13 protein-coding genes are annotated in these 12,194 nt (G+C 70.8%); all 13 read right to left on the bottom strand.

All coding sequences use genetic code 11. The features are described from left to right. Position 1 precedes the first annotated feature (1 nt). Positions 2 to 1,741 (bottom strand): protein translocase subunit SecD, encoded by a 1,740-nt coding sequence (gene secD, locus LZP97_RS06585; RefSeq protein WP_040271183.1) that lies wholly within the window; start codon positions 1,739 to 1,741, stop codon positions 2 to 4. A gap of 184 nt (positions 1,742 to 1,925) precedes the next feature. Beyond that, entirely contained in the window at positions 1,926 to 2,264 is a 339-nt protein-coding gene (yajC, locus tag LZP97_RS06580; RefSeq protein WP_010596847.1) for a preprotein translocase subunit YajC, read from the bottom strand. 117 nt (positions 2,265 to 2,381) lie between these two features. Continuing rightward, positions 2,382 to 3,476: a Holliday junction branch migration DNA helicase RuvB gene (ruvB, locus tag LZP97_RS06575; protein WP_010596846.1), complete on the bottom strand. Its 1,095-nt coding sequence runs from the start codon at positions 3,474 to 3,476 to the stop codon at positions 2,382 to 2,384. Next, complete coding sequence (gene ruvA, locus LZP97_RS06570) at positions 3,473 to 4,066, bottom strand: Holliday junction branch migration protein RuvA (protein ID WP_010596845.1); 594 nt, start codon at positions 4,064 to 4,066, stop codon at positions 3,473 to 3,475. The genes ruvB and ruvA overlap by 4 nt, the downstream gene beginning before the upstream one ends. Next, positions 4,063 to 4,641 (bottom strand): crossover junction endodeoxyribonuclease RuvC, encoded by a 579-nt coding sequence (gene ruvC / locus LZP97_RS06565; RefSeq protein ID WP_017681352.1) that lies wholly within the window; start codon positions 4,639 to 4,641, stop codon positions 4,063 to 4,065. Before ruvC ends, ruvA begins: the two co-directional genes overlap by 4 nt. Before the next feature lie 101 nt (positions 4,642 to 4,742). Then, positions 4,743 to 5,495: a YebC/PmpR family DNA-binding transcriptional regulator gene (locus tag LZP97_RS06560; RefSeq protein ID WP_010596843.1), complete on the bottom strand. Its 753-nt coding sequence runs from the start codon at positions 5,493 to 5,495 to the stop codon at positions 4,743 to 4,745. A gap of 64 nt (positions 5,496 to 5,559) precedes the next feature. After that, positions 5,560 to 6,180, bottom strand: a complete 621-nt coding sequence (gene pdxT / locus LZP97_RS06555) for a pyridoxal 5'-phosphate synthase glutaminase subunit PdxT (protein WP_026137913.1) — start codon at positions 6,178 to 6,180, stop codon at positions 5,560 to 5,562. Positions 6,181 to 6,291: 111 nt separating this feature from the next. Beyond that, positions 6,292 to 7,107 (bottom strand): acyl-CoA thioesterase, encoded by an 816-nt coding sequence (locus tag LZP97_RS06550; protein ID WP_010596841.1) that lies wholly within the window; start codon positions 7,105 to 7,107, stop codon positions 6,292 to 6,294. 117 nt (positions 7,108 to 7,224) lie between these two features. Next, a complete protein-coding gene (pdxS, locus tag LZP97_RS06545) occupies positions 7,225 to 8,127 on the bottom strand; it encodes a pyridoxal 5'-phosphate synthase lyase subunit PdxS (RefSeq protein ID WP_010596840.1) in 903 nt (300 codons plus the stop codon). Positions 8,128 to 8,370: 243 nt separating this feature from the next. Then, positions 8,371 to 9,390: an NUDIX hydrolase gene (locus LZP97_RS06540; protein WP_010596839.1), complete on the bottom strand. Its 1,020-nt coding sequence runs from the start codon at positions 9,388 to 9,390 to the stop codon at positions 8,371 to 8,373. 40 nt (positions 9,391 to 9,430) lie between these two features. Then, positions 9,431 to 10,558: a glycosyltransferase family 4 protein gene (locus LZP97_RS06535; protein WP_010596838.1), complete on the bottom strand. Its 1,128-nt coding sequence runs from the start codon at positions 10,556 to 10,558 to the stop codon at positions 9,431 to 9,433. Then, positions 10,555 to 11,460, bottom strand: a complete 906-nt coding sequence (locus LZP97_RS06530; RefSeq protein ID WP_048774321.1) for a phosphatidylinositol mannoside acyltransferase — start codon at positions 11,458 to 11,460, stop codon at positions 10,555 to 10,557. Before LZP97_RS06530 ends, LZP97_RS06535 begins: the two co-directional genes overlap by 4 nt. Then, a complete protein-coding gene (gene pgsA / locus LZP97_RS06525) occupies positions 11,457 to 12,137 on the bottom strand; it encodes a phosphatidylinositol phosphate synthase (RefSeq protein WP_048774322.1) in 681 nt (226 codons plus the stop codon). The genes LZP97_RS06530 and pgsA overlap by 4 nt, the downstream gene beginning before the upstream one ends. Positions 12,138 to 12,194: the final 57 nt, after the last annotated feature.

Genomic DNA, 12,194 nt, shown 5'->3' with positions numbered 1-12,194 from the left:
GTCACGCCTCCTTCGCCGAGGCAGCCGCGAGCTGGCGCTCACGGGCGACCTGCTGAATGGCGCCGAGACCGTTCACGCTCGGCTTGGACCAGAACTTCGACTTCGACGCGAGGTGCACCAGCGGCCAGGTCACGAGGAACACGACCACGACGTCGAGGATGGTGGTCAGACCCAGCGTGAACGCGAAGCCACGGACCTGGCCGACCGCGAGGATGTAGAGCACCGCGGCCGCGATGAAGCTCACGGCGTTGCCGGACAGGATGGTCCGGCGGGCCCGCGCCCAGCCGCGGGGCACGGCGGAGCGGAAGCTGCGTCCTTCACGGATCTCGTCCTTGATGCGTTCGAAGAAGACCACGAACGAATCGGCGGTCATGCCGATACCGATGATCAGGCCGGCGATGCCCGCGAGATCGAGGGTGAAGTTGATGTAGCGGCCGAGCAGCACCATCACCGCGTACACGGCGAGGCCGGACATCACCAGCGACAGCGCGACGAGTACCCCGAGCATGCGGTAGTACACGAGGCTGTAGATCAGCACCAGGAGCAGTCCGACGACGCCGGCGATCAGCCCGGCCTCGAGGGACGCCAGACCGAGGGTTGCGGACACCGTCTCGGCCTCCGACGCCGCGAAGGACAGGGGCAGCGAGCCGTACTTGAGGGTGTTGGCGAGCTCGGTGGCCTCGGTGTTGCTGAAGTTGCCGGTGATGGAGGTTGCGCTTCCGGCGGGGGTGGCGCCCTGGATGACGGGCGCACTGACCACCTTGGAGTCGAGGACGAACGCAGCCTGCTGGCCGATGTTGGCGGCGGTGAACTGCGCCCAGGTGCTGCTGCCCTCGGAGTCGAACGTCAGGCTGACCTCGTAGCGGGACTGCTGGGAGTTGTAGCCGGCGGACGCGTCGGTGATCTGCTGACCGTCGATGATGCTCGGGCCGAGCAGATAGACGGCGGTGCCGTCGGTGGAGCAGGCCACCAGCGGCTTGGCCGGATCGTCGTTGCCGGCGAGCGGGTCAGCGGCCGAGCAGTCCAGGGTGGCCATGGCCTCCTGCAGGACGGCCGGGTCCTCGCTCTGCCGCGTCTCCTTCGCCGCCGCGATGTCCGCGGCCGCCCGGGCCTGCGGGTCGAGGTCCTCCGCGGGAGCGGGGGCCGGGGTGTCCGTGGCGGGTGCCGGGGTGCCGGTCTCCGGGCTGTCGGGGGTCGGGGTGTCGGGGGTCGGGGTGTCGGTGGGATCCTGCGCCGGGAACGGCCGGCCTTGCGGTTCCGGTGCGGCCGGTTCCGGGGCGGGCGTCGCGGCGCCGGGTGCCGGCGTCCCGGGAACGGGAGCCGGGGAGTCCGCGGGCGCGGGCTGAGCGGAGTTCGCGCTCGCAATGGGCTGGCCGATCACGGGCCGGATGTACAGGCGCGCGGTCTGACCGAGGGTCCGGGCCTGCGAGCTGTCGTCGCCGGGCACCGTGATCACCAGGTTGTCCCCGTCGATGACGACCTCGGAACCGGACACGCCGAGACCGTTCACGCGGGTCTCGATGATCTGCTGGGCCTGCCGGAGACTGTCCTGGCTGGGCGCACTGCCGTCCGGGGTGCGGGCGGTGAGGGTTACTCGGGTGCCGCCCTGCAGGTCGATGCCGAGCTTCGGCGTCGCCGATTTGTCCCCGGTGAAGAAGATCAGTGCATACAGCGCCACCAGGATCGCCCCGAACAGGGCGAGGGAGCGAACTGGATGCACCGATCCGTTGGAAGGTGCCACGGTCTGTCAGTCTCCTCGATGCGAGTGAGTGATGCGCTGGTCACGGGGCCATCGCACCCGTCGGGCGCGGCCCCCGCCCGGCCCGCACATCGGCCGGGATGTCGACCGGGCAGAGTCCGGCCGTTCGGTGCTCGGTTCTTCGGTGCTCGGTTGTTCGGTGCTCGGTTCTTCAGTGCTCGGTTCTTCAGTGCTCGGTCGGCCGCCCGGCCGGCGGCTCGGTGTCGTCGCCCTTGTCGAGCGAGAGTCCACCGGTCTCGTCCGCCGAGCCTTGATCGGTGATCCGCTCACGGACCACGACCCGGGCCCAGGTGGTCACCACGCCGGGTGCGATCTCGAGCTCCACGGTGGTGTCGGTGAGCGCGGTGATGGTGGCGTGCAGTCCCGCCGTGGTCATCACCCGGTCGCCGACCTGCAACGCATCCTGCAGTTCCGCGGTCTTCTGCATCTCCTTCTTCTGGCGCCGGATGCCGAGGAAGGTCGGCACCAGCAGGGCAAGGATCAGCAGCGGGAAGAGCAGTTCCATCGTTGAAGTCAGTCCTCGAAGTCGTCCGGCATCGGGCGCCGGTCGTCGCGGACCGGCGCAGTAGACCAGTGTGCCATTACCGGCGCGGCTGCTGTACCGGCGCCGGTGGCGGAGCGGTCAGTCGTCGTCGAACAGGCCGGGCTGCGGTTCGCGGGCCCGCACCTCGATGCCGCCGGTTGCGGCCTCCGGCGGCGGGGTCAGCCCGAGTTGCAGCCACGCCGCCTGGGTCGCGACCCGCCCGCGCGGGGTACGCGCGATCATGCCCGCCCGCACCAGAAACGGCTCGCACACCTCCTCGACGGTGCCGGGCTCCTCACCGACGGCTACCGCGAGGGTGGACACGCCCACCGGTCCGCCCCCGAAACTTCGGACGAGCGCGCCCAGCACGGCCCGGTCGAGTCGGTCCAGGCCGAGCGCATCGACGTCGTAGACGGCGAGGGCGGCCCGGGCGATCTCGCGGGTGATGACGCCGTCGGCGCGGACCTCGGCGTAGTCGCGGACCCGTCGCAGCAGCCGGTTGGCGATGCGCGGGGTGCCGCGGGAACGGCCGGCGATCTCGGCGCTCGCCTCCTCGCCCAGGTCGATGCCGAGGATGCGGGCCGAGCGGAGCAGGATCTGCTGTAGCTCCGCCGGTTCGTAGAAGTCCATGTGCGCGGTGAAGCCGAACCGGTCGCGCAGCGGGCCGGTCAGCGCCCCGGAACGGGTCGTGGCTCCGACGAGGGTGAACGGGGCCACCTCGAGGGGGATCGACGTCGCACCCGGACCCTTGCCGACGACGACGTCGACGCGGAAGTCCTCCATCGCCAGGTACAGCATCTCCTCGGCGGGACGCGCGATGCGGTGGATCTCGTCGATGAACAGCACGTCCCCCTCGACGAGGTTGGACAGCATCGCGGCCAGGTCGCCGGCCCGTTCCAGGGCGGGGCCCGACGTCAGCCGCAGCGACGACCCGAGTTCGGCGGCGATGATCATGGCCATCGACGTCTTGCCCAGGCCCGGTGGGCCGGACAGCAGGATGTGGTCGGGGGTGCCGCCGCGCAGCTTCGCCCCGCGCAGCACCAGCTGCAGCTGTTCCCGCACCCGGGGCTGGCCGATGAAGTCGTCGAGATTCTTGGGCCGCAGACTCGCCTCGACGTCGCCGTCGCCGGCGGTGTACTCGGCGGTCATCGGAGCCTCGTCCGAGGCTCCCTCGGTGGGAAAGTCCTCGATCATCGGCTCTTGCCCAGCAGAGCCAGCGCCGACCGCAGCGCGGTCGAGGTGTCGGCGTGCGGGTCACCTGCGAGAACCGTGTCGGTGGACTGTTCCGCCTGCTTGACGGGGAAACCGAGCCCGACGAGAGCCTCGACCACCTGGTCCCGCATCGGTGAGCCGACCACCGCCGTCGGGGCGGAGGCGCCGGCGTACGCCGCCACCTTGTCCCGTAGTTCGACGACCATGCGTTCGGCGCCGCGTTTGCCGATGCCCGGGACCCGGGTCAGGGCAGCGGTGTTGCCGTCGGCGAGGGCCGCACGCAACGAGTCCGGATCGAGCACCGCGAGGGTGGCCATCGCGAGTCGGGGTCCGACACCGGAGACCGTCTGCAGCAACCCGAACAGGTCCCGGGCGTCGGGATCGGGGAACCCGTACAGCGTCATCGAGTCCTCGCGCACGATCATCGCCGTGACCAGGCGGGTGTCCTCGCCACGACGGAGCGTGGCGAGGGTGGCGGGCGTGGCGTGGATCCGGTAGCCGACCCCCGCGGATTCGATGACGACGTGGTCGAGGGCGATCTCGAGCACTTCCCCGCGCACCGAGGCGATCACCGTGCACCTGCCTTCCGCGCGGCGGCCTGTTCCCGCAGCCGCGCCTCGTACCGTCGTTTCTGTTCGGCCGCGGCGGCTTCGGCGGCGGCCATGCGCGCGAGCATGGGCGCACGCCAGCAGTGGCAGATCGCCAGGGCGAGGGCGTCCGCGGCGTCCGCGGGCTTCGGGGCGGCGGCGAGGCCCAGGATCTTGGTGACCATCGCCGTGACCTGCTTCTTGTCGGCCGAGCCGTTTCCGGTCACGGCGGACTTGACCTGGCTCGGGGTGTGGAAGGCCACCGGGATGCCGCGCCGGGCGGCGGAGAGCGCCACCACTCCCCCCGCCTGGGCGGTGCCCATCGCGGTACGGACGTTGTGCTGGGAGAACACCCGCTCGACGGCGACGACCTCTGGTTCGAAGCGGTCGAGCCACTCCTCGGCAGCCGTGGAGATGCACAGCAGCCGGGACGGCAGGTCCATCTCGGGAGGTGTGCGGATGACATCCACTGCGACGGCAGCGACCTCGCGCCCGCGACCGGTGTCCACGATGCCGAAACCACATCGCGTCAGTCCCGGGTCCACACCCATCACGCGCACCCGTTCACCTCTCGACCGCTACGAACAATTGTTCGAGAGCATAGCGGCCGGGGCGGCGCGTCGCGGTACCGACACGCAGCCCCGGCCGGGAGCCGTCCGACTCAGGCGTCGAGTTCGGCGAGGACCTCGTCGGAGACGTCGACGTTGGTGTAGACGTTCTGCACGTCATCGGAATCCTCGAGCGCGTCGACGAGCTTGAACACCTTGCGGGCGCTCTCCGCGTCGACGGGCACCTCGACCGAGGCCCGGAAGTCCGGATCGGCCGATTCGTAGTCGATTCCCGCCTCGACGAGCGCGGTGCGCACGGCGATGAGGTCGCCCGCCTCGGAGACGATCTCGAAGCTGTCGCCGAGGTCGTTGATCTCCTCGGCACCGGCCTCGAGCACCACCTCGAGAATCTCGTCCTCGGTGCGGCCGTTCTTCTCGAGCACGACGACACCCTTGCGGGTGAACAGGTACGACACCGAACCGGGGTCGGCCATGTTGCCGCCGTTGCGGGTCATCGCGGTGCGGACCTCGCCCGCCGCGCGGTTGCGGTTGTCGGTGAGGCACTCGATGAGGACGGCGACGCCACTGGGGCCGTAGCCCTCGTAGGTGATCGTCTGCCAGTCCGCGCCGCCGGCTTCCTCACCGGCGCCACGCTTGCGGGCCCGCTCGATGTTGTCGTTGGGGACCGAGCTCTTCTTCGCCTTCTGGATGGCGTCGTACAGCGTCGGATTGCCCGCCGGGTCACCACCGCCGGTCCGGGCCGCCACCTCGATGTTCTTGATCAGCTTCGCGAACATCTTGCCGCGCTTGGCGTCGATGGCCGCCTTCTTGTGCTTGGTGGTGGCCCATTTGGAGTGGCCGCTCATTCGATTGGAGCCCCTTCCGGCGAGGTGAGGTCGGACCGGGTCCGACTGGTTCGGAGGGTCGATTCTACTCCGCGAGCAGTGACCCCGAACGGACGGTGTCGACGAACAGCCGGTGCACCCGGAGGTCACCGGTGACCTCCGGGTGGAACGACGTCGCCATCACGGCGCCCTGGCGCACGGCGACGACCCGTCCGGCGGCCGGCCCCTCCGGGACGGTGGCCAGAACTTCCACGCCGGGGCCGACCTCTTCCACCCAGGGGGCCCGGATGAACACCGCACGCACCGGGTCGCCCTCGATGCCCGCGACGGTGAGGTCGGCCTCGAACGAGTCGACCTGGCGACCGAAGGCGTTGCGTCGGACCGTGATGTCGAGGGCGTCGAGATGCTCGGCGTCCGGACGGGTGTCGAGGACCTGCGAGGCGAGCAGGATCATGCCGGCGCAGGATCCGTACGCGGGCAGCCCGGCCTTCAGGCGCGCACGCAGCGGCTCGAGGAGGTCGAACACCTGCAACAGCCGGCTCATGGTGGTGGACTCCCCACCGGGGATCACCAGGCCGTCGACGGCGTCGAGCTCGCCGGGCCGGCGCACGCCGATCGCGCGGGCGCCGGCCGCTTCGAGTGCGGTCAGGTGCTCGCGGACGTCGCCTTGGAGAGCGAGCACGCCGATGGTCGGAGAACTTTCCACTGTCGCCTGTTCTGTCGGGGACGGGCAACGCCCGCCCGGAACCTGGACGTCCACGCTAGCAGCCGGGCCGAGGTGCCCCGGCTCACGGACCGGGAACCGGGCACCCGCTCATCAACGCAGGTAGCGGGTCAATCCCTCTTGTACCACCGCGGCGACCATGCGCCCGTTCCGGTCGAAGATGCGTCCCTGTGTCAGGGCCCGCCCGAAGCCGGCCGACGGGGAGGTCTGGTCGTACAGCAACCAGTCGTCGGCGCGGAAGGAGCGCAGGAACCACATGGCGTGGTCGAGGGAGGCGCCCTGGGTCTTCTCGTCGGGATGCGCGACGCTCGCGGAACCGAGCAACGTCATGTCGCTCATGTACGCCAGGGTGCACACGTGCAGCACGTTGTCGTCCGGGAGCGGGTCCCGGACCCGGAACCACACCTGCTGCTGGGACACGATGCCGGTGCGCCGGAAGATGCGGTCCTCCGGCACCCGCCGCAGGTCCCACTCGGGCCATTCCCGCCTGGCCCACTCGTTTCCGGGGTCCTCCGAGTCCGCGAGGCCGGAGAGTTCCTCGGGATCCGGCACCGGGGGCATCTCGTCCTGGTGCTCGATGCCCTCGTCCTGGACGTGGAACGATGCGGACATGGTGAAGATCGCCTGCCCGTCCTGAACGGCAGTCACCCGCCGGGTGCCGAACGACCGGCCGTCGCGGATCGGGTCGACGAGATACACGATCGGCTTCGCCGGGTTACCGGGACGGACGAAGTATCCGTGCAACGAATGCACCGAGTACGCCGGATCGACGGTGCGCACCGCGGACACCAGCGCCTGCCCGGCGACCTGGCCCCCGAAGGTGCGTTGCAGCGACGTCTCCGTCGCCACGCCCCGGAAGATGTTCTTCTCGAGATGTTCGAGCGCCAGGATCTCCTCGATCTTCGCCATGCGGGCTCCTTCCCAGTCCTGCGACAGGCTAGCGGCAGGTGCCCGGAACGGAGCGACGGGAGCCTCCGACACGGTGGAGGCTCCCGTCGCACCCGGGAAAGCCGGCGGTCGTGCGGGTCACCAGCCTCGCTCGGCGAGGCGGTGCGGCACCGGGATGTCGTCGACGTTGATGCCGACCATGGCCTCGCCCAGGCCGCGCGAGACCTTCGCGAGCACGCCCGGGTCGTCGTAGAAGGTGGTGGCCTTGACGATCGCGGCGGCACGCTCGGCCGGGTTGCCGGACTTGAAGATGCCCGAACCGACGAACACGCCCTCGGCGCCGAGCTGCATCATCATCGCCGCGTCCGCCGGGGTGGCGATGCCCCCGGCCGTGAACAGGGTCACCGGCAGCTTGCCGGCCTGGGCGACCTCGACGACCAGGTCGTACGGGGCCTGCAGTTCCTTGGCCGCGACGTACAGCTCGTCCTCCGGCAGGGAGGTCAACCGCCGGATCTCCTGCCGGATCTTCCGCATGTGGGTGGTGGCGTTGGAGACGTCGCCGGTGCCGGCCTCACCCTTGGAACGGATCATCGCCGCGCCCTCGTTGATCCGGCGCAGCGCTTCACCGAGGTTGGTGGCGCCGCACACGAACGGCACGGTGAACGCGAACTTGTCGATGTGGTTCTCGTAGTCGGCGGGAGTGAGCACCTCCGACTCGTCGATGTAGTCCACGCCGAGGGCCTGCAGGATCTGTGCCTCGACGAAGTGACCGATACGCGCCTTGGCCATCACGGGGATGGACACGGCCTCGATGATGCCTTCGATCATGTCCGGGTCGGACATGCGGGACACGCCTCCCTGGGCGCGGATGTCGGCGGGGACGCGCTCGAGCGCCATGACGGCGACGGCACCCGCGTCCTCGGCGATCTTCGCCTGCTCGGGGGTGACCACGTCCATGATCACGCCGCCCTTGAGCATCTCGGCCATGCCGCGCTTGACGCGGGCGGTACCGGTGGTGGGGACGGACTCGGGGCTGCTCACAGCAACAAACTCCTGGGGTATGGCCTGCAGAGACTGGCGCGGCGGACGGATTCGGGCACGTCACGACGCCGCTCCCGATTCTAGGTGCGGCCGGACGGCCGTCCCATAGCCAGTCGCGAGGCCCTGGCCTGCCTCGCGGGCATCGACACGGCCTGCCTCGCGGGCATCGACACGGCCTGCCTCGCGGGCATCGACACGGCCTGCCTCGCGGGCATCGACACGGCCTGCCTCGAGCGCCGCAGCTCACCGGATGGCACGAACCTCCGGTTCCACGCGGCGTACGGCGACGTCACGCGCCTCGCCCAGCAGATCGGCGAGATCCTGCGGGTACACGGCCTCCCCGCGTCGCTGCAGGTCCCGGATCTCGTTCTCGGCGAACCAACGGTGTTCGAGGCTCATGCGGCGCTCGAGGTCCGTGAATCCGCTGCTCCCCGGTTCGAAGGCGGGCGTCTGCAGGGCGAAGAACAGCTCCTCCGAACGGATGAGTTCCCCGTTGAAGGGGAATACCGCCACTCGGCGCCACAGGGGTCCGCACAGTTGCCCGGGCGCGACCGGCAGACCGGTCTCCTCCCCTACCTCGCGGGCCGCGGCCGCGCGCAACGTCTCCCCCACCTCGACGGCGCCGCCGACGGTGAACCAGAAGTGCACGTCCGGCGTGGTCGGGTCGTGGCCGCGCAGCAGCAACACCCGCCCCTCGTGGTCGAACAGCACGACCCGCGCCGAGGTGCGCGTCTCGTCGAGCGACAGGCCCGTCGCGGCAGCCGGGCCGGTGCGCTCGGTGATCTCGAAGTAGGTGGGCAACGGCGCCGTGCCACCGAGGTGCAGCCACCGGACCGGACGGCGGGCACGCAATGCCAGGGTGTCGCGGACGGCGTCGTTGTGGAATCGGCGGGCGATCAGCACCCGCGCCTCGGCGTCGGCGAGTTCGGCCACCAGCTGCGGTCGGAGCCGCTCGGTGTCGACCGCGGCCACGGCGGCCGACAGCGTGTTCTCCGCCGACTCCCGTTCGGCACGGTCCGCCCGCTCGGCACGGTCGGCCAGGGCGGCCAGCCGGCGGCCTTCGGCGACCGGGACGGAGGCCGCGATCCCGCGCACCACCACGGCGCGGCGAGCCAGGGCGGCGTCGAGCGCCTGCCAGGAGAGGTCCGACCGCACGTGCAGCCGGTCCAGCCGGTTGGCCGTGCCGTACGCCCACAGCCCGAGCGCGACGACGAGCGCGGTGACCAGCGCGAGGACGAGTACGGTCAGCGCGGACAGCGTCACGTCCCACTCCCCTCACGCGGCGGCGTCGCCCGGCTGCATGTCACGACCGGACCTCGCGGACCGGCCCGGCCCCGACCGTGACGGTCTCGTATACGCGCAGGATCTGCTCGGCCACCACCGGCCAGTCGTACGCGCCGACGATCTCGTTCGCCGCCTCCACGAGGGCGCGGCGCCGGGCTGCGTCGTCGAGCAGGCCGCGGATCGAAGCGGCGAGCGCCGCCGAGTCGCCCACCGGGACGAGTACGCCGGCGCGGCCGTCGCGCAGCACCCGGCGGAACGCGTCGAGTTCGCTGGCCACTACCGCGGTACCGGCGGCCATCGCCTCCACGAGCACGATGCCGAAGCTCTCCCCACCGAGGTTGGGGGCGCAGTAGACGTCGGCGCTGCGCATGGCCGAGGCCTTCTCCGCGTCGGACACCTGGCCGAGCAGCCGCAGGTGCCGTGCGTGCGGTCCGGCCTCCTTGCGCAGCCGTTCCTCGTCCCCGCGGCCGACCACGAGGACCTGCAGGTCCGGGTAGTGCTCGACGAGCAGGGGCAGCGCGCCGAGCAGCACCCCCATGCCCTTACGCGGTTCGTCGTACCGGCCGAGGAACAGCACGGTGCGGCCGGCGCGGGGATACCCGGGCAACGCGGGGGCGTGCGCGAACGACGACACGTCGACTCCGTTGGGGATCTCCACGGCGTCGGAGCCGAGGGAGGTCACCTGCCAGCGGCGGGCGAGCTCGGACACGGCGATGCGACCGCTGATCTTCTCGAGATACGGCTGCAGCACACCTTGGAACGTGCTCAGTACCAGCGACTTGGTCGTCGAGGTGTGGAAGGTCGCGACGATGGGCCCTTCCGCGATCTTCAGAGCGAGCATCGACAGGCTCGGGGCGTTGGGCTCGTGGATGTGCAGGACGTCGAAGTCGTTGTCGTTGATCCATCGCCGGACCCGCGCGTAGGACACGGGGCCGAAGCTCAGACGTGCCACGGACCCGTTGTAGGGGATGGCGACGGCGCGTCCGGCGGAGACGACGAAGTCGGGCAGTTCCGTGCGGTCGGATGCCGGAGCGAGGACACTGACCCGGTGGCCGCGTTCGATGAGCACGGTCGCCAGGTCCACGACGTGCGCCTGCACCCCGCCCGGTACGTCGAACGAGTACGGGCACACCATGCCGATCTTCACCGCGCCTCCATCCGGGCCAGGCGGGCCTCGGAGAGGTCGTCGAGCCAGAGCGGTTGCAGCATGTGCCAGTCCGCCGGGTGTTCGGCGATGTCCGCGGCGAAGCAGTCGGCCAGCGCCTGGGTCGCCGGTCCGATCCCGCCGGTGACGTCGATCTCGGGATGGACCCGGAAACCCCAGCCGTCGTCGGTGAACCAGCAGTGCACCGGCAGCAGGGGCGCCCCGGTCTCGACGGCCAGCTTCGCCGGGCCGGCGGGCATGCGGGTGGGCTCACCGAAGAACGTGACCGGCACGCCCCTGCGGGCCAGGTCGCGTTCGCCGAGCAGGCAGACGATCCGGTTCTCGCGCAACCGGGTCTCGAGCCGGTCGAACGGCGGGGTCTCACCGCCGCTGAGGGGGAAGATCTCGAAGCCGAGGCTTTCGCGGTACGCGACGAACCGCTGGTAGAGCGATTCCGGGCGCAGGCGTTCGGCCACCGTGGACAGTCCGCCGTAGGTCTGCGTGCACCACACACCGGCCATGTCCCAGTTCCCGCTGTGCGGCAGGGCGAGAATTGCACCGCGCCCGGCTGCCAGGGCCTGTTCGATGTGTTCGCGGCCCTCGACGGCGTCGTCGAGTGCCGCAGCCGTCGCGGCGAGGTCCATGGAGGGCAGCCGGAACGCCTCCCGCCAGTACCGGGCGTAGGACCGCAGGGACTGCCGGATCAGCTCGTCCGGGACCTGCGCCGCGGGCACACCCAGGACGCGGGCCAGGTTGCGGCGCAACTGCTGCGGGCCGGCGCCGCGACGGGCGGCGTATTCGGCCCCGACGTCGAACAGCCGGCGCGCAGTGGACTCGGGCAGCGCCCGCACGAGCCGCCATCCCGCGGCGTAGCCGAGGTCGGAGGCGCGTTCCGTCACGCTCATCGGGCGTCTCCGTCCGCCGGGGCCGACGACGGTTCTCCGTCGGCCGGAGTCGACGACGGCAGGGGCAGCAGCTCGCGGGCCTCCGGGGAGCGCCGCACCGCGAGCACCCGCTGGAACACGGTGATCACCGAACCGGCGGCGAGCAGCCACATTGCGGCGTGGATCGCCCACCACAGGCCGAGCCCGGTGAAGCCGGCGCCGACCAGGACGATGACGAGCCGGTCGGGACGTTCGATCAAGCCGCCGTCGGCGGACAGGCCGCTCGCTTCCGCGCGGGCCTTGGCATAGGAGATGACCTGGGAGGTGACGAGGCAGATGAGGGTGGCGACCAGCAGCGGCCGGCTCTGTTCCTCGTAGACCGCCCACCAGGCGAGCCCGGCGAAGATCGCACCGTCGGCGACCCGGTCACAGGTGGCGTCGAGGACCGCGCCGAAGCGGGTGCCGCCACCTCGGGCCCGCGCCATGGCGCCGTCGAGCATGTCGAACATCACGAACAGCCCGATCACCATCGCACCCCAGAACAACTGCCCCATCGGGAACAGCGTCACGGCGGCGGCGATCGTGGCGACGGTGCCGATCAGTGTCACCGCGTCCGGCGTGAGGCCGGTGTGGATCAGGGCCCTGCCGAGCGGCGCGGTGACCTTCGACACCGACGCACGCCCGAAGAAGCTGAGCATCCCACCGACCCCCGTCTTTCGTCACATCGTTGCGTCCGGGACACGATCCTGCCATGC

The organism is Rhodococcus sp. DMF-1 (assembly GCF_021441945.1).
Taxonomy (GTDB): domain Bacteria; phylum Actinomycetota; class Actinomycetes; order Mycobacteriales; family Mycobacteriaceae; genus Rhodococcus; species Rhodococcus ruber.
The sequence above is the reverse complement of the archived record's forward strand: the minus strand, read 5'-3'. Positions and strand labels throughout refer to the sequence as shown.